Origin of the sequence: Kribbella sp. NPDC049227 (assembly GCF_043197265.1) — a bacterium.
GTDB lineage: Bacteria > Actinomycetota > Actinomycetes > Propionibacteriales > Kribbellaceae > Kribbella.
Genome location: NZ_JBICST010000004.1, coordinates 314839 through 334050 on the forward strand (window position 1 = coordinate 314839; position 19212 = coordinate 334050).

The following is a 19212-nucleotide window of genomic DNA, read 5'->3' on the forward strand; positions in this document are numbered from 1 at the left end:
CGGATGGCCGCATCTGCCCCGGCCGCAGTGCCCGACGCCGGCGCCCGGCCCGCCTCGAGCGCGATGATCTGGACCGCGCTCGCGGTCGTGTACGTCGTCTGGGGTTCGACCTACCTGGGCATCCGGGTGGTTGTGGACGCGGAGATCCCGCCGATGCTCGGGATGGCGACCCGGTTCCTCACCGCGGCCCTGCTGCTGGCCGCGGCGCTCAGCCTGAAGTCGGGCTGGCGGCGGCTGAGGATCACCCGCCGGGAGGCACTCGGCGCGGCCACGGTCGGCATCCTGTTGCTTGCCTTCGGCAACGGTGCGGTCGCGATCGCGGAGCAGACCGTGCCGTCGGGCCTGGCGGCGCTGCTGGTGGCCGCGATCCCGCTCTGGCTGATGCTGTTGCGCGTCGGCGGTGGCGAGCGTCCACGCGGCTTGACGTGGCTCGGCGTACTGATCGGATTCGGCGGGGCGGCGCTGCTCGCGTTGTCCGGTGGCAACACGAGCGCGAAGCCGCTGTCGGTCGCGATCCTGGTGGTGGGCACGATCTGCTGGGCCACCGGCTCGCGGTTCGCCCCGCGCCTCGGCCTGCCGCGCGATCCGCTGGTGACTGCTCTGTACGAGATGGTCTTCGGCGGTACGGCGATGGTCCTGATCGGCGTGGTCCGCGGCGAGCCCGGCCGGTTGCACCTCGACCGGATCGACGGATCCGGCTGGCTGGCGCTCGGCTACCTGATCGTGTTCGGCTCGCTGCTCGCGTACTCCGCCTACTCGTACCTGCTCGCGAACGCGCCGATCTCGCTGATCGGCACCTACGCGTACGTGAACCCGGCGGTCGCCGTACTGCTCGGATGGCTGATCCTCGACGAGCACATCACCTGGCAGATCCTGCTCGGCGGCGCGGTGATCATCCTCGGCGTCGCGCTCGTGGTCACCGCCGAGCGGCGACTGCGGACCTGACGGCTTCTTCCTCCAGACGGAAGAACCCGGGCCCCTGAGGACCCGGGTCTCCCACCGCTGCCGATGCGCGCGGCAGCGGGCCATGGTTTGCCGGCCGGCACCCTGCCCCGAAAAAACACGGCGCGAAACTCCGGCAATGGTTCAACGATTTCCGATTCATCATGGTATTGCTCGTTCGGCGACCACCGAGCCCACCGAAAACAATCTTCCGATTCACCGGGTTTGATCCGTCACCCGCGCAGACTCAACGACGTACTCCGGGTTCGGTTACGGCCGATTCCGCATCAACTGCCGATCGGTTCGGCGACAGCCCTCGCCGGCGGCAAGTTGCCTGGTCAGAGCGGGTTTGCTGCGCCGTCAGGGAACTCATCACGTCCCACCTATGGGGGCGCGCACGGACGCAATAGCTGACAAAAAAGTTTGTAACCGGTCCCGCCAGGTGTCGTTACCACTAAGACGAATCCGTCAAACCCGAAAGGAAACCTGGCATAATGCAGGTAACTCGCAAGATCGCCGCTGCCGCGGCAGTGGCGACTGTCGCCACGCTGGGCCTGGCTACCGTTGTGAGCGCGAACGTTCTCGACGACACGCAGCAGAAGGCTCAGGACACCGGCCTGGCCGACGCCGCGTCGCTGGCCAGCAAGGCCTACGGCCACAAGGGCTGGTACGGCGTGAAGAAGGACGGCGGCCTCGTGGCCGTTGACGACAACAACGTCGGCCCGTTCCAGGCCTGCCACCTGTTCGGCTCGGGCACCGGCATCGGCGGCAACGTCCCGGCCAGCGACGTCGTCGGCGTCGTCGGCTTCTGGAACAACGGCAACTCGGTCACCGCTGTCAAGACCTGCGAGCAGGGCTCGAAGCAGGCCAACAGCAAGTGGTACAAGATGGGCGACAACGGCGTGCTGTCCGTCAGCCGCAACAACGTCGGCCCGTTCCAGGCCTGCCACAACGAGGTGTCGGCGACCGGCATCGGTGGCAACGTTCCGCTGACCAACCTGAGCGGCGTCCTGGGCCTGGGCAACAACGGCAACTCCGTTGACACCCTGAAGACCTGCGAGCAGGACTCGGCGCAGAACAACTGACCCTCCCTGGTCAGTGATGCAGGACCCGAAAGAGCCACCTCGGTGGGGTGACTGATTCGGTAGCACCATCCGCGGCGCCGGGAGCAAGCCTCACTCCTCCCGGCGCCGCATCACGCCCGGCCCCCGTCCCAGCGCGGGCCGGGCTTTCGCCTGTCTAGAGGTGTCTGAGGTCTACGCAGGAGCCGTTGGGGAGGTCGCGGGTGAGGAGGGACCAGATGCCGGTGGCGGCGGTCTCGGGGGTGGTCAGGGAGCCGGACTGTTTGAGGGCGTGGAAGCGGGCTACGGAGGGGAAGGCCTCTTCGTCGGTGGAACGGATCTCGGATTGCATGGCCGTGTCGACCACGCCAGGGGCGACCGCGATCACGCGGCAGCCGTTAGGGGGTTGTTCCGCGCCCACTGTGCGGACCCACTGCTCGACGGCCGCCTTGCCCGCGGTGTACGACGACCAGCCGGCGTACGGCGTCTTGGCGGCGCCGGAGGACAGCATCACCAGGTGGCGTTCGCAGCTCAGCCCGGCGGTCGCGGTCAGGAAGGCTCGGCCGAGCACCTGCGGTGCGACCGAGTTCAGGAGTACGGCTCTGGAGTAGGCCTCGCTGTCGACCGCGTGGGCCGGGCCGATCGGCGTGATCGTCCCGGCGTTGTGGACGAAGACGACCCGACCACCGTCGTACCCGGCGAGCTCCGCCTCGAAGTGTTTCTCGACGCGCTCCCAGTCGGCCGGATCGGACAGGTCGGCCTTGAAGTGTTCCGCCGGACCTCCGCCGCGCCGGGACAGGTCGATCACCCGTGCGTCCGGGTACGGCACGGCCGCGGCCAGCGCCGCACCGATCCCGGCCGATGCGCCCGAGATCCAGATCAGCGACCTGGCCGCGGACGTCACTTGCGCCAGTCGCGCGCGACCGCGAGGAAGAGGTCGTTCGCCTCACGTTCACCGATGGAGATCCGGGCGCCGTCACCGGCGAACGGACGGATCGAGACTCCCTCGGCCTGCACCGCCTCGGCGAACGCGATGGTGTCCTCGCCGAGCTCCAGCCAGACGAAGTTGGTCTGCGAATCGGGCACGTCCCAACCCGCGGCGCGCAGCTCCTCGACGACCCGGGTCCGCTCGCCAACCAGCGCCTCGACTCGTTCCAGCAACTCGTCCTCGACGGCCAGCGACGCGATCGCGGCGGCCTGCGCGACGTGGCTGACCCCGAACGGCAACGCACACTTCCGGATCGCGGCGACCACCTCGGGGTGTCCGATCGCATAGCCGACCCGGAAGCCGGCCAGCCCGTACGCCTTGGAGAAGGTCCGCAGTAAGACGACGTTCGGCCGGTCCCGATACACCTCGACACCGTCGACGACACCCGGCTCTCGGACGAACTCGCGGTACGCCTCGTCCAGCACGACCAGGACATCCCGCGGTACGGCGTCCAGGAACGCGAGCAACTCGTCCCCGCGGACCACCGGGCCGGTCGGGTTGTTCGGCGTACAGACCAGGACGACCTTGGTCCGCTCGGTGATCGCGGCCTCCATCGCCTTGAAGTCGTGCCGCGCGTCGGCGGTCAGCGGAACCTGGACCGAGGTCGCGCCGGTCAGCTGGACGGCGATCGGGTACGCCTCGAACGAGCGCCAGGCGTAGACCACCTCGTCACCCTCGGACACCGCGGCCTGCAGCAGGTGGTAGAGCAGCGCGACGGACCCGGTCCCGACAGCGAGGTCGCTCACCGGTACGCCGAACCGTGCCGACAAGGCCTCGAGCAGGTCGACCGCACCCATGTCCGGGTAGCGGTTCATCTGCGCCGCGGCCTCGGTGGCTGCGGCCAGTACGCCGGGCAGTGGCGGGTACGGGTTCTCGTTGCTGGACAACTTGTACGTCGGCCGGCCGTCGGAGCGCGCGGGCGGACGACCGGGCTTGTAAGCCGCCACGTCGTCAAGGCACCCGCGGAAGCGAACCTCGTTGTCAGGGGTCATGCCCGCAGGTTAATCCTTACCGCACCCTCCGGCCACCCTGACCGGGTCACACCGGAGGCCCCGCGAATGCCCATGTTGCGCGGACCGATTCTGGACTGCACACTGACTGATTGTCGGACAATCAGGGGATCTGGCAGCAGGTCTCAACAGTCATCGGAGGGTGTTCATGGGTCAGCCGCTGGAGTGGGGTCGCCGGTATCTGATGGTCCGTCCGGACCACTTCCGGATCGACTACGTGATCAACCCCTACATGTCGACGAACGACCAGCCGGATCCCGAGCTGGCGCTGAAGCAGTGGGACTCGCTGCGGCAGGCGATCGTGGACGCCGGCGGTGAGGTCGAGGTGCTGCCGCAGCGGCCGGACTCGCCGGACATGGTCTACGCGATGAACCTGGGCCTCGCGGCGGCGGACGGCCGGGCGATGCTCTCGCACATGCGGTTCGAGCCGCGCCGGAAAGAGTCGCTGACCGCGGGTGACTGGTTCGCCGGGCAGGGGTTCGCACTCGGCCGGCCCGGCAGCGACGGAGTCGGGCCGCACTTCGAGTCCGGCGACGCGTTCGTGTTCGGCGACAGCCTGGTCGTCGGCTACGGTCCGCGCACCGAGGCGGACGCCCTGAAGCACCTGGCCACCGAGTGGAACGTCCGCGTCCGCGGGCTGCGGATCGCCCACGAGGGGATGTACCACCTCGACCTGCCGTTCTGCCCGGTCGACAGCACCCACGCGATGGTTTACCCGGCGGCGTTCGACGCGGCGAGCCAGACGGCGCTGTTCGACCTCGTGCCGGACCCGATCGTGCTGACCGACGACGAGGCGTTCGCGTTCAGCGGCAACTCGATCGTGGTGAACGAGACGATCATCATGCCGGCCTGCTCGTCGCGCCTGCACGACGTACTCACCGGACTCGGACTGCGCGTGGTCGTCCTCGACCTCACCGAGTTCCACAAGGCCGGCGGGTCGGCCCGGTGCCTGACCAACCCGCTCGACTTCCCGCTGCACTCCATCACCACCCCGGGCGGCGAGCTCATCCTCCCGGACTGACCGTGTAGACGAGTTCGAGGTCGTCGGGGTCGTACCCGTGGCCGGTGAGCCAGTCGTGGGCGTTCTTGCGTCCCTCGGGATAGGTCAGCTTGATGTAGAAGGCGAGGTGCTCGGGGTCTCCCGGATGAGCCCGGGAGACGCCCTGGTCGATGGTGAAGCCGCGGCCGACGAAGGGCAGCTCCCGCAGCAGCGGGTACTTCGCCTCGAGCCGTCCATTGAGCTCGTCGAACCGGCGGCCGGCGTCGGCCTCCGTCTCCAGCACCTGGGCGGGATGAGCCGTCTCCCAGGCTCGGCCCTCGGCGTCGTTGGCGAACAAGTACATCTTGTAACCGGCGTCCGCGTGAACCTCGACGGTCTCGGTGTAGGTCTCGAACCTGTGCCGCTCGCCGATCAACCTGTGCCGGCCGGCCTTCACCGCGACGTCGCCGTTCGCCGGGATCTGCCGGCCGTCCAGCGTCAGGGTGAGGTCGCTCGGGATCGACGTGATGGTCAGCGTGTGCTCCGCGTCCCCACGGAACACCACGAAGCCACCGATCAACAACGCGATGACACCGAAGGCGATCCACAACTTCTCAGCCATCTGACCTCCGCGCGACGGTGTAGTGGCCGCGCGAGTCGGAGAAGTACACGCGCGACGCCTCCGGCACATGCTCGGTCAGCGAGGCCGACGCCGCGTTATACGTTTTCCCGTCGCCGCCGGTGTAGTTGCCGGTGTAGATGAACGTGTGCCCGTCGTGCACGAAGATGTCGCCGGGTCGCAACTGCCCTTCGTTGGTCAGGTCCTCGAACACCTCGTACTTCGCGGAAGATCGCACGTACTCCCGCTGGCTACTGGTCAGCCGGCGTACGTAGTCCGTGTCGGCTCCACTCATCACCATCACGGTCGCCACGAAGACACCGCAGTCGGTCAACTCGTCGTACCCCTTGGAGCCGTTGTACGCCGCCTCGGCCGCCGCATACCCCGGTTTCGGGTCGTGGCCGTGGCCCGGGGTGTCCCAGGCGAGGGTGAGCGCGGCCTGCACGATGTCACCGTCCCCGGCCTTGGCGCAGTCGCCTCCGCGAGAGCCCGCGCCGTACCGCTCCAGGACGGTGCGGGCGTCCGCCTTGCGCTGGGCCCAGTTGGCACCAGCCAGGTCGTCGCGATCAGCGAAGCGCTCGAAGTGGTAGCCGAAGGCAAACGTCGCCTCGTCGACGGTCGTGGCGGCCTTCAGCTGGTCACCAGCGGCCTTCTCCGGCACCGGCCCGTCACCCTCGAGTTGGTCCTTGAGAAAGTCCAGCTGGAACTCCAGCGACTCGATCGTCGCGTCGTCGACTCCCGCGTCCCGGGCCGGCTTGATCAGCTTCCCCGCCGGAGTCCACTGCACCAGGCCCCACCCGAGCGAGCTGTCGACCACGTCAGCCGGATGCGTGACCATCCCAGGCAGATCGCCCTGCCGCAGTGTGGGCTCGACGCTGGACTCGGTGATCAGGTTGCCGATCACGCCCGCGGCCTGCTCCTTGCTGTAGCCGGCCGAGACGAAGAAGTTGAAGGCCTGCTGCTGATTGCCCTTGCCCGTCAGGCCGGTCGGATCGCACTGCGCCTGCGCCGTATCCATCCCGGCCAGGCCGACGACGATCAGCGCCAGCACGATCAGCAGCGGCAGGAACAGCGCCGCCACGACGCCGCCGATGATCGGCACGACCTTGATGTCACCCACCCGAAAATCCTGCCTGAAAGGGGCCTCTACGCGTCGCGAGTTATCCACAGGGGGGTGCCGGGCGCGACAACGGACCCTGCCTGGACGAGAATCTCCCTATGTACGAACGGCTGCGAGTGGATCGCTCGACGACAGTGGACCGGGTGGTCGATGCCCTGCGCTCCGCCCTGTTCGCCGGCGACCTCGAGCCCGGTACGCCGTTGCGCGAGCAGCCGCTGGCCGAGGCACTGGGCGTTGCCCGGAGCACCGTTCGTGAGGCGATGACCATGCTGGTCACCGAGGGCCTGGCGGTCCGCGAGCCGAACAAGGGCGTGAGCGTCGCGATCCTGCACCCGGACGCGGTGGCGGACATCTGCCGGGCCCGGTTCGTGCTGGAGTCGGCCGGGATCCGGGCTTGGTTCGACGCGGACGAGGCCGCGCGCGAGCGGGTCCGGGAGGCGATGCGGACGTTCGCCGCGACCGCCAAGGACGGCGCGGACCCGGAGGCGATGACGGAGACGCACCTGGCGATCCACCGCAGCCTGGTCGCGCTCACCGGCAGCGAGCGGCTCATCGCGACCGCCGACTCGGTCACCGGCGAGGCACGACTCGCACTGGCCCGCGTGGACGCGTTGCGGCAGGACGCGCGCCAACAGGTCGCGTCCCACCGCAAGCTGGTCCGGCTGCTCGAACGCGGCGAGCTGGACGAATGCGTCGAGGAGCTCCGCCGTCACCTCGCCGGCGCCGAGGAGTCCCTCCTCGAGGCCATCGCCCTACCCCACGCCTGACCACCCCACCCCGCCCTCGCCCACCCTGCCCTCCCCTCGCCCACCCTGCCCTCGCCCGACCCACGCCCGACCCGCCCAGTCCCGTCCTGCTCTGGTGGGTGGACCCACCCGCGGGTGGGTTGGCCCACCGCACGCGCCTGGCCAACCCACACGCTCATAGGTAGACCCACCAGCGCGGGACGGGTGGGCGGGCGGGGCGGGGTGGCCAGCCGGATTTGGTGAGTGGACCCATCCGCGGGTGGGTTGGCCCACCGCACGCGCCTGGCCAACCCACACGCTCATAGGTAGACCCACCAGCGCGGGACGGGTGGATGGGCGGGGCGGGGGTGGTCAGCCGGATTCGGTGGGTCGGCCCCCATGTGGGATGGGTCCGCCCATGAGACGGGGGCGGAGAGCGTTCAGGCGATCTGGGCGCCGGTGGCGGTGATGTCGTAGGTGGTGGAGCCGACGCGGAGGCCGGTGAGGCGGGCGTCGGGGTCCAGGGCGGCGACCTGCGGGTTCGCGGTGACCGTGCCGTCGAGGCCGACCTCGACACCGAAGACACCCTCCAGGACCAGGCTCACCCAAGAGCCGGACGACGAGCAGGACCAATCGATCAGGTACGGGAACTGCGGCGGCGACTTGCGCGCACCACCGGCCATCGGCGGAGCCGCTTCCTCGACGAAGTGCGCCTGACCTGTCGGCCCCTGGTTGGCCGACTTCGCCAGGCCGGGCAGCCACTCGAGTACGACGTCCGCCCGCCCCAGCTGGAACAACGCACGACCGGCATCAGCCGGCCAAGCCGGATAGGCACCGTTCCACTGGTGATCCGGCCGCACGCTGAAGGCCGCGTCGGCGTCGTACGGCGAGAGTGCGCGCATCCACGTCGGGGTCTGCAGCTCTCGCTGGAAGAAGTCGACCATCTCGGTCCGCTGGTTCTCCGAGAGGTCGGCGGCGATCGTCGTACCGACGATGTTGAAGTCGTAGCAGTGCCGCACCGGGATCATCGCGCCGTCGGGCTGCCGTGCGTGCCAGAAGCCTCTGCCCTCGATGTACAGCTCGTTGAGGTGACGGACCTGCTCGTCGGCCTCCTTGCGCAGCAACGCCGCCCGATCCTCGTCACCAGAGCGCGAAGCCACCTCGGCCGCGACGCGCATGCACCACACGTTGGCAGCGTTGAAGCTCGCGACCTCGTGCACGTAGCTGCTGACGCACTCCATCAGGTTGTCGATGCCGCCGTAGTCCGCCAGCGCGTGCTTGCCGCGCAGTCCGCGCCAGGCTGTGGCCCAGTCGTGCAGATGCTCGCCGACCGGCTTGTGCGCCACTTCCCGGCCCACCTCGGTGTCCAGGAACCCGGCGTCCCCGGTGAAACGGACGTAGTCCCGCACCAGTCGGGTCATGGCGAAGTCGTTGACCGAGTACCAGTACCCGACCGGCCCGCCGGTGAGCCACTCGGTGCCGAAGTGCGCGTGGGTGTCGAGGTCGATCCAGTGCTCGATGTGCTTGCGCATCGGCGCCGGGTCGAGCAGCGCGTGGGTCAGCGACGAGAGGCTGTAGTCCCAGATGAAGGTCGTGGTCTGCCAGTACCGCGGCATCAACGTGTCGTAGGTCCGTCCGAGCACGCTGGCCGGGTTGTCCCGCCGGAACCAGATCACCCCGAGCACGCCCCACCAGTACAGCTTCCGCAACGCCTCGTTCGACGTCTCCAGAATCGGCAGCGACCCACTGAAGCCATCACTCGAAGGGTCGAACGCATCCGCCAACGCCTTGTCCCACAGGCGTTCCGCGTCCTCGATCACCGCGGGTACGTCGGCCACACACGCCTCGAAATGCGCGGAAGCCTCAGCCAGGTCACCCGCCAGCACATGGACGTACGCCAACCGGCCACGACCCGACGAGTCCAGCGTGATCGTTGCTTCGAGCATCGACCGGTCCACGGCACCCGGTACGTCGAGGCCCTGCACACTCACCGCGGACCCGGACTCCCCTGTTCCGACGACACGTTCGCCGTCGGCACGCAATGTGTTCGGCTCCGACGGCGGCTCCGGCCTCAGCCAGCCGCTCGGCGAACGAGTCGCCGTACTGTCCAGTGCAAGACCCAGACGCACCGAGCGCCCTGGTGTCCCGGAAACCTCCAGCTGTACGACGACCGCCGGGCGACCGGGCGCACACGCGGTGGTCGACCGCAGGTCGAGCCCGTCGACCGTCGTCGACCGCACCACGCAGTCCGGCCGCCACACCACTTCGACCGTGCCGCCGTACGACCGGGCCAGCCGGCCGTCGACGTACAGCTGACCGGTGATGCAGTCGCCGTGCGAGTACGGCGGGAAGTTCACGCTGCGGACCGCGAACACGTCCAGATCGACCTGTGCGGTGCCGAGGAAGTTCGTCAGCCCGGGCGGGTTGAACATGTCGTCGTACGTGTGGGTCAGAACGTCGCTCGCCAGATCGGCGCTGCGCGGGATGGTCACGAAGGATCGGCCCAATCGGTGTTCGGGAGCAGGGGGTACCAGTCCGGCCTGGCCGGGTCACGGTCGTACGGGTAGGGGCCGAGCTCGCGGAACAGTTCGGCGTACTCGGCCAGCTTGTCGCGGTCCAGCTCGACCCCGAGCCCGGGAGCCTCCGGTACGGCGATCGTCCCGCCGTCGTACGGAAGCTTGCCTCCGACAATGATGTCGTCGCGCAGGTGGTGGTAGTGCGCGTCCGCGGCGAAGGCCAGGTTCGGAACCACGGCGCCCAGGTGCAGCATCGTCGCCAGCTGGATGCCGAGCTCGCCGGAGGAGTGCACGGCAACCCCGAGCTGGAAGGTCTCGCAGACGCCGGCCGCCTTGATGCACGGCCGGATACCGCCCCAGAACGTGGTGTCCAGCAGGATGACGTCGACGGCCGGGTCGAGCACGTTCGCGGCGAGCTGCTCGAAATTCACGACCACGGTGTTGGTGGCGAGCGGGATCGGGGTGTTCTGGCGGACCCGCCGCATGCCGTTCAGGCCCCAGGTCGGGTCCTCGAGGTAGTCGTTGTCGAGGTCCTCGATGCCGCGGGCGAACCGGATCGCCTCTTCGACGCTGAACGCGCCGTTCGGGTCGAACCGGACCCGATGCCCGGGGAACGCCTCGGCGAGCGCGCGGAAACACTCCCGCTCGTAGTCCGGCGGGAACACGCCGCCCTTCAGCTTGTGGACGCGGAAGCCGTGCTCGTCGACGAGCGACCGCGCGTGGTCCACCAGTTGCTCGGCAGTCCGGATCTCGCCGGTGCCGTCGTCGGCCGGGTGCCGGAAGAACAGATAGCTGGCGAACTCGACCCGATCGCGGACCTTGCCGCCGAGCAGTTCGTGCACGGGTACGCCGAGCTCCCGGCCCTGCAGGTCGAGGCAGGCGAACTCGATCGCGGCGAGCAGCTGGGTCCGGTTGTTGTAGAGGCTCGCGGTCGGGTTGGCGAGCATCCAGCGCAACGCCTCGGTTCGGGCCGGGTCATGGCCGATCAGGTAGGGCTTGAGTCCGGTGACGGCGGCCTCGGCGCTCTGGCCGCCGCCGCCCATCTCGCCCAGGCCGATCAGGCCGTTGTCGGCCTCGACCTCGACGACGGTCCGGACGAACCGTCCCCAGTGCGCGCCGTTACTGTGCCGCAGCGGTGCCTCGAGCGGCATCGTGACGGTGGTGGCGCGGATGTCGACGATCTTCACTTGGCGTCCTCCGGCAGTACGACGGCCAGTCCGGCGGTCAGCCCGCCGTCCACCTTCACATCCGCGCCGGTGACGAACGCGGCACCCGGCGAGGCCAGGAAATGGATGACCTCGGCAACTTCTCCGGGTGTCGCCACCCGGCCGAGCGGATGCGAGCGACCCCACTCGGCGACCACCTCGTCGGTCGATCGCCCGCCACCGAACTGTGCCGCCGACGTCCGCAGCATCGGGGTGTCGACCGAGCCCGGACAGACCGCGTTCACCCGGATCCCGTCCGCGGCGTGGTCGACCGCCATCGCCCGCACCAGGCTGAGCAACGCGCCCTTCCCCATCGAGTACGCCGCCACACTCGTCTGCGCGGCGTAGGCCTGCACCGAGGAAACCACCACAACGCTCCCGCCGCGTGGGAGCTTCGGCACAAACGCCTGACAGGCGAAGAACACCCCGCCGACGTTCACCGCCATCACTTCATCGAAGACGGAAGGCGGTGTGTCGACAACAGTCCCGTACCGCTGGATCCCAGCCGCACACACCAACACATCCACGCTGTCGAGCTGCTCCGCAGCTCCTGCCAAGGCACCCCGGTCACCAACATCGACCGCGATCCCCCGAACACCCAGCTCGTCCTCGAGGGCACCGAGGGCATCCGCATCCCGGTCCAGGGCAACCACCTGATCACCGGCGGCGACAAACCGTTCCACAGCACCCCGTCCGATCCCGGCAGCCCCACCCGTGACCACGACTGTGCGGCGCCCCCCACCCCCGCCGCCGGAGGCGGCGCTTTGCACTTCGCCACCGAAGGTGGCGCCAGGATCGTGCGGCATATGTGTCCTTTCAGAACTGGCCCAGGGCGAGGCCCCGGGAGAAGAAGCGTTGGGCGGCGAGGAACAAGATCACGGTGGGGAGCGAGACGAGCAGCCCGCCGGCCAGCACGGTGGGCAGGGCGGCGCCGCCGTACGTGCTCTGCAGGCCGGTCAGGGCGGGCATGATCGGGCGGACCGATTCCGACTGACTCAAGGTCAGGCCGAGCAACAGGTCGTTCCAGACGAACGTCGCCTGCAGGATGAAGATCGCGGCCAGCGCCGAACCCGCCATCGGCAGGTAGATGCTGCGGAAGATCCGGAACAGTCCGCCGCCGTCGACCACCGCGGCCTCGAACACGCTCCGCGCGATCCCGGTAAAGAAGTTCCGCATCACGAACGCCGAGAACGGCACGCTGATCGCGGTGTAGACGACGATCATCCCGACCCGGGTGTCGTACAGGCCGGAGTCGGCGTACCCGGAGAACAGGGGCATCAGGATCATCTGCAGCGGGAAGATCGTGCCACCGAAGATGAACACGAACCACAGGAACCCGCGCTTCAGCTTCAGTACGACGATCGCGTATCCGGCGGCCGCGCCGATCAGGACCGCGAGCACCGGCGCGATCACGCTGTACAGCGTCGTCGCCACCAGCGTGTCGCCCAGTGCCGCCTTGTTCCACGCGTCCGCGAAGTTCGTGAACAGCGAGAACCCGGCCGGCTTCCACACGGTCGCCGCGTCGTACCCGTCGACGGCCTTGGACGCGTTCACGATCAGCAGGTACACCGGCGCGAGCCAGATCAGCCCGAGGACGACGAGGAACGGAGTCTTAACCCTGCTCACGCGAATCTCCCAACTGGTAGCGGAGATAGAGGATCGACGCGGCAAAGGTGACCAGGCTCAGGAACAACGCGATCGCGGCGCCCTGGCCGTAGTCGTTCAGCACGAACGTCTCCTTGTACATGGACAGCGCGAGCGTCTCCGACGACGTACCGGGGCCGCCCTGCGTCATCACCCACACCACGTCGAACGTCTTCAGGCTGCCGACGATCGACAGGCCGATGACGACCGTGGTGATCGGCCGCAACTGCGGCCACAGCTGGTGCCAGAACAGCCGGAAGCCCTCCGCACCGTCCAGCCGGGCGGCCTCCAGCGGCTCGGCCGGGATGGACTGCAGCCCGACCACGAACAGCAGTGCGTTCACACCGGCCGCCTGCCAGGTCACGGCCACGATCATCATCAGCGTGTTGCCCGGACCGGCCTGCAGCCAGCCGGTGTGCGCACCCGGGAGGCCGAAGAACCCCAGCATCTGCCCGAGCGCGCCGTCCGGCTGCAGGACGAAGCCCCAGATGACACCCACGGCCACACCGGAGATCGCGTACGGCAGCAGGAACGGCAACCGCAACCAGGTGCCCCACTTGTGCCCATAGGTCAGTACGGCGATCAGCAGCCCGAGCACCACCGGCAGAGTCACCATGCCGACGACCCACAGCAGCGTGTTGACCAGCGCACCGGTGAGATCCGGGTCGCTGAACATCGCCTTGTAGTTCGCCAGCCCGGACCAGATCGGTGAGGCCAGGCCGTCGTAGTCGGTGAAGCTGACGTACGTCGTCCAGAGGAACGGCAGGTACAGCAGCAGTGCGACCACGGCCACGGCCGGCAGGCCGAACAGTGGCGCAGCCCGGGCACCCGTCCGCGCCGACTGCTGTCCAGTCGCGCGGCGCTTGACGGGTGCCGGCCGCTCGATGGTCGAGGTCACTTCTGCTTGGCCCAGTAGGCGTCCGCCTCGGCCTGGATCTTCTGCAGGCCCGGCATCGGGTCGCCCGGCTTGGTGACGAACGCGCCGAACACCTCGAGCGCCTTGTTCGCCACCGGCACCGGCGTGGCCTCGAACCAGCGGTTGATCAGCCGGTAGCCGTCACCGCCGACGTCCTTGTTCAGCTTCGCCAGGCCCGGGTCCTTGACCTCGGCCTTCGGGTTGAAGGACAGGTCGCCGCGGGCGTTCGCCCAGGCGGTCTGCGCCTGCGGCGTGACCCACCAGTCGGTCCACTTCTTCACCGTCGAGGCGTGGTCGCTCGCGGCGGCCGAGCAGACCGGACCGGTCTCGAAGATCATCGAGGTCTTGGGCAGCGACGGATTCACGTTCGGGATGAGGAAGAAGTCGTAGTCCGTGCCGGCCTTCATCTTCAGCGTGTTCAGGTTGCCACTGAACCAGGTGCCGAAGTTGATCATTCCCACGGCGCCGCTCTTCAGCTGCGCCTGCGGCTCGGTCTTCGAGCCCGGGTCGCTGAAGTCGCCGGCCTCGATCATCTTCTTCCACTCGTTCATCACCTCGACCACACCCGGGTCGGTGTACTTCGCCTTCCCGGTAGCCAGGGCGTCGTACAGGTCCGGGTCCTTGCCGGCCAGCAGCGTCTCGAACCAGACGAAGCTGAACAGGATGTTGGTCTGGTAGAACGGCTTCACGCCGACGGCCTTGACCTTGTCGGCCACCGTCATCAGTTCCTGCCAGGTCTTCGGGGTCTCGGTGATCCCGGCCTTCTTGAAGACGGCCTTGTTGTAGTACATCACCCAGTAGCCCGCCAGCAGCGGAAGACAGTACTGCTTGCCGTCGAAGGTGAAGTACGGCTTCAGCTGCTCCGGGATGTTGCCGTCAGCAACTGCCTTGGTCCACTGGTCGGTGGTCTCGGCGACGAGCTTCTGGTCCACCAGATCCTGAAGCTCCTTGCCGGTGTGCCAGCTGAACAGGTCCGCCTTCTCCTTGGTCCGGAAGGAGGACCGGATGAACGCGGTGTAGGTGTTGGAGTCGGAGTAGCCGACCGGCTCCATCCCGACCCCGACGTCCTTCTTGCTGGCGGCGCCGACCTGGACGAAGGCGTCCTTCCAGCCGCCCTTGTCGTTGTAGAACTTCAGCGAGTCGACCGGCTTGTCCTCGCCCTTGGCGGCATTCGAGCCGCCATTGCCCCCGCAGGCGGACAGCATGAGCGCGCCGGCCACCGCCAGAGCGGTCAGTGCTTTCCGATTGGTGATGCGTCGCATGGTGGTGCGTCCTCTCAGCTCTCAGGGGGTGCTGGGGTCTTGGGGCGGGTTGACACGTTCGTTGATGACAGCAAGGACTCCGTCGAGGTGCTCGCGGGTCAGCCGCTCGGCCAGCTCGGAGTCTCCGGCCAGGACGGCCGCGTGAATGGCCCGGTGCTCGTCCAGATCGGTCTGCCGGTCGCCGTGGATGTGCAGGATCTCCAACTGCTCGCGGACGTTGACGACCGTCACGGACTCGACCACCTCGGCCAGCGTCGCGTTCCCGGACGCCTGCGCGAGCGAGCGGTGGAAGTCCATGTTGACCTCGGCCAACTGGGCGTGGTCGCCGGTCTCGACCAGCTCGGCGGCAGCGGCCAGGTCACGCTCCATCTGCCGTAGTGCGGCCTCGGTGCGGACCCGGGCGGCCACCGCGGCGACCGGTGGCTCGATCAGCGCCCGCGCCTGCAGCAACTCGACCAGGCGGTCCGCCGACGGCGTCGGCGCCAGCGGGTTGGCCAGAACCAGCCGGCCGACGTGCGGACCGACGTACACGCCTGATCCGTGCCGAAGCTCGACGGCGCCGGTGGCCTCCAGCCGGCGGAGCGCCTCCCGCACTGTCGGTACGGCGACCTTGAAGCGGTCGGCCAGCGATCGCACCGACTCGAACTGGTCACCGGACGACAGTTTGCGGTCGGCGATCAGCCCCAGCATCGACGCGGCCAGGTCGTCGAGAAGGCTCCGGCGTACGACGCCACCCGACGAGCTCACTGTGCTCCCGCCGGGGTCAGCGTCACTCCGACGAACCGGGGCCGGTAGATGCTCACGTCGGCGTACAGGTCGGTGTTGGCGTCGAGGCTGTTGACGTTGTAGCTGACCAGGAGCGTGTTGCCGCGGCGCAGGTCCGGGTGGTCGTGGGAGTTGTACGTGATGATGTTGGCGTTCCCGTAGCTCCCGGTGGCTCCGGTCTCCGGGGTCTGGTAGAGCTCGACCGGCTTGACGAACGGACCGGTCGGCGAGCAGGAGAAGTACCCGAGGACACGCTTGCTGAACAGCTCGGTGGTGTCGTGGGTGACCAGCACGTAGCCGTCGTGCCAGCGCGTCACGCTGTGTTCGTTGGCGACGCCCTCCAGCACTCGGGCCGAGGCGGTCTCGTCCGCCGACCAGCCGGAGCCGGTCCAGTACTCCCATGGCTTCGCGGTCAGGTCATCGCCACGGACCCGCGCGACATGCTGGTACTTCGAGCTGCCCAGGTCCTCGACGCCGTAGATGTAGGTGTAGTCGCGGTCACTCAGCAGCCAGGCGGACCACTGCACGTTGGCGGCCGACGGGAGCGGGGTGAGCGAGCGCAGCTTGAGCGTCTTGCTGTCGAACCGCGCGAGGTAGTTGCTGGCCCAGTGCCAGTCCCACTGACCCGGACCGGTCTTCTCGAACCGCAGTGCGGTGACGTCGAGGTACCGGCCGGCGTGGCTGGTCGCTGCCGCGCCGACCCAGTACCAGCCGTCGGCGGGCGGTGGCAGGAGCGCCGTCGGGTTGGCCGACGTACCGCCGGTGACGGTCTTCAGCGTCTTGCCTTGCTGGACCACGAACGAGTTGTTGATGAACGGCGTCGTGGCCGGACGGCTGCCATCCGGGTTGACGGGGCCGAGGAACGTGTCCGAGAAGATCCACGCGGTCCGGCCGCCGGGCAGCTGGACCGAATAGGTGCTGTCCGCACCGGTCCAGCCCTTGCCGGTGTTGCTGTAGGCGTTCAGCAGCGACTCGGGCGCGGCGTGCGGCTGCGCGGTCGCCGACCAGTTGGTTCGCACCGCGCTGCAATCCGGTGTCCCGGAGGCAACCGCAGGCGACGTGATTGCTCCAGCGGTCAACGACACAACTCCGACCGCAGCTACCCACCGACGTCGAAACATGAAAATGATCAGATCACTTGGTCATTAGTGTGTCAAGGTCAGGGGTCGGATCAGGGTGGCGCCGGGCCTGCGTGCTACCGCCCGGGTGGGAGGATCGACGGCATGAAGAACTTGGTCATCAGGCTGCTCGCCAACGCGGTCGCGCTGGCGATCGCCAGCTGGATCGTCGCCGGGATCACTCTGCAGGGTGCGACCACGGGCCGGCGGATCCTCACGCTGCTCATCGTCGCCGCGATCTTCGGTGTGGTGAACGCGATCGTGAAGCCTGTGGTGAAGCTGCTGTCGCTCCCGTTCATCATCCTGACGCTGGGGCTGCTCACCTTCGTCATCAACGCGGTGATGCTGCTGCTCACCTCGTGGATCACCGGGAAGCTGGACGTGCAGTTCCACGTCGACGGCTTCTGGAACGCGCTGCTCGGCGCGTTCATCATCACCGTCGTCGGGGTGATCATCAACGCCGTCCTCCCGGACAAGGCGGAGATCAAGTAGTGCTCCCCGCCGGGTGTTCCTTGAGTGATTCTGGTGTTCAGGTGCGTGCATCGCGGTGCTTGAGGAGCGTCCTCGATGCGGAACATCGTGGATGCTCCTCAAGTGCCGCGAGGTGCGTGCCTGGGCGCCAGAAGCGCCAAGAGACACCCGGTGGGGAGCACTAGGTGAGACGGGTCGAGATCGTTTGTAGCGGGAATATCTGCCGGTCGCCGATCGGGGAGGTCGTGCTGCGGGCGAAGCTCGCGGAGGCGGGGATCGACGACGTGCAGGTCACCAGCTCGGGCACGGGCGGGTGGCATGCCGGCGACCCGATGGACCTGCGGGCCGCGGCCGCGTTGCGCCGGCGCGGGTACGACGGCAGTCCGCATCGGGCCCGGCAGTTCCGGGCCGAGTGGTTCGCGGAGCGCGATCTCGTCCTCGCGATGGACTCGGGACACCTGTCCGCGCTGACCCGGCGAGGTCGTGCGGCCGTCCCGATCCAGTTGTTCGCGGACGTCGACGTACCCGATCCGTACTACGGCGACGACGAGGGGTTCGACGACGTCCTCGCGCAGATCGAGAAGGCGGCCGACGCCTGGGTCGACCGCCTCCGGACCAGGGCCTGACCTACGGCTGGTCGATCTCCCACTTGAAGGCGACGAACCAGTCGACGCCCGGGTCGAACTTCTTGCCGCCGGCGATCCGCGGGAACTCGATCGCGCGCAGCTCGTCGCCGCGCCCCTCGTCGTGGCCGACCACACCGCTCTCGCCGCGCAGCGCCGCGTCGACGGCGTAGTCGGTGCACTCCTTGATCAGGGCCAGGTCGCGGTCGTTGGCCGCGGCCGACCGGCTGAAGTAGCCGCTCTTCTGCACCATCGTCTTCTCGGCGCCGATCCGCTCGGCGAACTGCTTGGCGAACCAGGCACCCGGGTTGATCGTGTCCAGCTTGACGTGGCCGAACGGGTCCCGGCCGACCTTCTCGCCGCGGGCCTCCATCTCGGCCACGATCGACTCCACGCCGGCACCCTCGGACAGGAAGATGTTGACGCAGTCGTGCTCGTCCATCACCTTGCCGAGCCGCTCCGCCTCGGCGTCCAGGTCGATCGTCTCCTCCGGCACGTACACCGCGTGCACGTCCCAGCCGGCCGCGTCCAGGCCGATGCCCGGGTTCCACTCCTGCTGCTTCCACCAGTCGCGGTACTCCCGGGCCGTTGCCGCGGTCAACCATCCGCAGTTGCGGCCCATCACCTCGTGGACGATCAGCATCCGGGGGTTCGAGCTGTGCTCGCCGATGATGTTGCGGGCGAACAGCGCACCCTGCTCGGCCGCGGTCCACGCACCCAGGCTCTGCCGGATCGGGATCACGTCGTTGTCGATCGTCTTCGGCAGGCCGACCACGGTCAGGTCGTAGTCGTGCTCGTGCAGGTACGCCGCCAGGTCCGCCGCGGTGGTGTTGGTGTCGTCACCGCCGATCGTGTGCAGTACGTCGACGCCGTCGGTGACGAGCCGCTCGGCCGCGACCTGGAGCGCGTTCTGGCCCTCGGCGATCAGGCCGCGCTTGACCAGGTCGGCGGTGTTGGTCAGCTTGACCCGGCTGTTCCCGATCGGGCTGCCGCCGAACTTGTGCAGCACGGACGCCTTCTCCCGTACCTCCGGCGTCACCTCGACGTACCGGCCGCTGAGCAGGCCGTGGTACCCGTTCAGGTAGGCGATGATCTCGACGTCGGGCGCCACCTCGGTGTAGCGCTCGATCATCCCGCCGACGGCGGACGACAGGCAGGGCGCGAGCCCGCCGGCGGTGAGCAGGGCAACTCTGCGGACAGACTTGTCGGCAGCCATGGTCCAGGTCCTTCCAGAGGTCGCTGAAGTCG

General features: G+C 68.4%; 19 protein-coding genes. 6 read left to right on the forward strand and 13 right to left on the reverse strand.

Annotated features, from left to right (window positions below):
- The first annotated feature begins 3 nt into the window (after positions 1–3).
- Both ACGFH6_RS19200 and ACGFH6_RS19205 read left to right on the forward strand, forming a co-directional pair.
- Entirely contained in the window at positions 4–945 is a 942-nt protein-coding gene (locus ACGFH6_RS19200) for an EamA family transporter (protein ID WP_393385364.1), read from the forward strand.
- A gap of 491 nt (positions 946–1436) precedes the next feature.
- Positions 1437–2027, forward strand: a complete 591-nt coding sequence (locus tag ACGFH6_RS19205) for a hypothetical protein (RefSeq protein ID WP_131364996.1) — start codon at positions 1437–1439, stop codon at positions 2025–2027.
- A 154-nt stretch (positions 2028–2181) separates the two neighbouring features.
- Here the strand turns inward: ACGFH6_RS19205 and ACGFH6_RS19210 are convergent, their stop codons facing one another.
- Both ACGFH6_RS19210 and hisC read right to left on the reverse strand, forming a co-directional pair.
- Complete coding sequence (locus tag ACGFH6_RS19210; protein ID WP_393385366.1) at positions 2182–2907, reverse strand: SDR family NAD(P)-dependent oxidoreductase; 726 nt, start codon at positions 2905–2907, stop codon at positions 2182–2184.
- Positions 2904–3983, reverse strand: coding sequence for a histidinol-phosphate transaminase (gene hisC / locus ACGFH6_RS19215; RefSeq protein ID WP_393385368.1), 1080 nt, complete (start codon positions 3981–3983; stop codon positions 2904–2906). The genes ACGFH6_RS19210 and hisC overlap by 4 nt, the downstream gene beginning before the upstream one ends.
- 166 nt (positions 3984–4149) lie before the next feature.
- Between hisC and ACGFH6_RS19220 the strand changes: the two genes are divergently transcribed.
- Positions 4150–5022: a dimethylarginine dimethylaminohydrolase family protein gene (locus ACGFH6_RS19220; protein WP_393385370.1), complete on the forward strand. Its 873-nt coding sequence runs from the start codon at positions 4150–4152 to the stop codon at positions 5020–5022.
- On the opposite strand, the gene ACGFH6_RS19225 is transcribed toward ACGFH6_RS19220, so the two are convergent.
- Together ACGFH6_RS19225 and ACGFH6_RS19230 are read right to left on the reverse strand one after the other, a co-directional pair.
- Positions 5006–5602: a PEGA domain-containing protein gene (locus tag ACGFH6_RS19225; RefSeq protein WP_393385372.1), complete on the reverse strand. Its 597-nt coding sequence runs from the start codon at positions 5600–5602 to the stop codon at positions 5006–5008. The two genes, ACGFH6_RS19220 and ACGFH6_RS19225, sit on opposite strands and share 17 nt — an antisense overlap.
- Positions 5595–6719, reverse strand: a complete 1125-nt coding sequence (locus ACGFH6_RS19230) for a phage tail tip lysozyme (protein WP_393385374.1) — start codon at positions 6717–6719, stop codon at positions 5595–5597. The genes ACGFH6_RS19225 and ACGFH6_RS19230 overlap by 8 nt, the downstream gene beginning before the upstream one ends.
- Positions 6720–6817: 98 nt before the next feature.
- On the opposite strand from ACGFH6_RS19230, the gene ACGFH6_RS19235 reads away from it, so the two are divergent.
- Positions 6818–7486: a GntR family transcriptional regulator gene (locus ACGFH6_RS19235; RefSeq protein WP_393385376.1), complete on the forward strand. Its 669-nt coding sequence runs from the start codon at positions 6818–6820 to the stop codon at positions 7484–7486.
- A gap of 398 nt (positions 7487–7884) precedes the next feature.
- Here ACGFH6_RS19235 and ACGFH6_RS19240 read toward each other — a convergent pair whose 3' ends face one another.
- From ACGFH6_RS19240 to ACGFH6_RS19275, 8 genes are read right to left on the reverse strand one after another with little or no spacing between them, the layout of a single operon-like run.
- A complete protein-coding gene (locus ACGFH6_RS19240; protein ID WP_393385378.1) occupies positions 7885–9936 on the reverse strand; it encodes a hypothetical protein in 2052 nt (683 codons plus the stop codon).
- On the reverse strand, positions 9933–11147 hold the full coding sequence (locus ACGFH6_RS19245) for an enolase C-terminal domain-like protein (RefSeq protein WP_393385380.1): 1215 nt from the start codon (positions 11145–11147) through the stop codon (positions 9933–9935). The genes ACGFH6_RS19240 and ACGFH6_RS19245 overlap by 4 nt, the downstream gene beginning before the upstream one ends.
- Positions 11144–11935, reverse strand: a complete 792-nt coding sequence (locus ACGFH6_RS19250) for an SDR family NAD(P)-dependent oxidoreductase (RefSeq protein WP_393386723.1) — start codon at positions 11933–11935, stop codon at positions 11144–11146. Before ACGFH6_RS19250 ends, ACGFH6_RS19245 begins: the two co-directional genes overlap by 4 nt.
- A gap of 46 nt (positions 11936–11981) precedes the next feature.
- Positions 11982–12791, reverse strand: a complete 810-nt coding sequence (locus tag ACGFH6_RS19255) for a carbohydrate ABC transporter permease (protein ID WP_393385382.1) — start codon at positions 12789–12791, stop codon at positions 11982–11984.
- Positions 12778–13707, reverse strand: a complete 930-nt coding sequence (locus ACGFH6_RS19260; protein ID WP_393385384.1) for a carbohydrate ABC transporter permease — start codon at positions 13705–13707, stop codon at positions 12778–12780. The genes ACGFH6_RS19255 and ACGFH6_RS19260 overlap by 14 nt, the downstream gene beginning before the upstream one ends.
- Positions 13704–14987 (reverse strand): ABC transporter substrate-binding protein, encoded by a 1284-nt coding sequence (locus tag ACGFH6_RS19265; protein ID WP_393385386.1) that lies wholly within the window; start codon positions 14985–14987, stop codon positions 13704–13706. Before ACGFH6_RS19265 ends, ACGFH6_RS19260 begins: the two co-directional genes overlap by 4 nt.
- A 21-nt stretch (positions 14988–15008) precedes the next feature.
- Entirely contained in the window at positions 15009–15734 is a 726-nt protein-coding gene (locus ACGFH6_RS19270) for a FadR/GntR family transcriptional regulator (RefSeq protein ID WP_393385388.1), read from the reverse strand.
- Positions 15731–16771, reverse strand: coding sequence for a DUF4185 domain-containing protein (locus ACGFH6_RS19275; RefSeq protein WP_393385390.1), 1041 nt, complete (start codon positions 16769–16771; stop codon positions 15731–15733). The genes ACGFH6_RS19270 and ACGFH6_RS19275 overlap by 4 nt, the downstream gene beginning before the upstream one ends.
- A 204-nt stretch (positions 16772–16975) precedes the next feature.
- Between ACGFH6_RS19275 and ACGFH6_RS19280 the strand changes: the two genes are divergently transcribed.
- A complete protein-coding gene (locus ACGFH6_RS19280; protein WP_393385392.1) occupies positions 16976–17362 on the forward strand; it encodes a phage holin family protein in 387 nt (128 codons plus the stop codon).
- A 164-nt stretch (positions 17363–17526) separates the two neighbouring features.
- Positions 17527–17967: a low molecular weight protein-tyrosine-phosphatase gene (locus ACGFH6_RS19285; RefSeq protein WP_393385394.1), complete on the forward strand. Its 441-nt coding sequence runs from the start codon at positions 17527–17529 to the stop codon at positions 17965–17967.
- 1 nt (position 17968) lies between these two features.
- On the opposite strand, the gene ACGFH6_RS19290 is transcribed toward ACGFH6_RS19285, so the two are convergent.
- Positions 17969–19180, reverse strand: a complete 1212-nt coding sequence (locus ACGFH6_RS19290) for a pyrophosphate--fructose-6-phosphate 1-phosphotransferase (protein ID WP_393385396.1) — start codon at positions 19178–19180, stop codon at positions 17969–17971.
- Between the last annotated feature and the right edge of the window lie 32 nt (positions 19181–19212).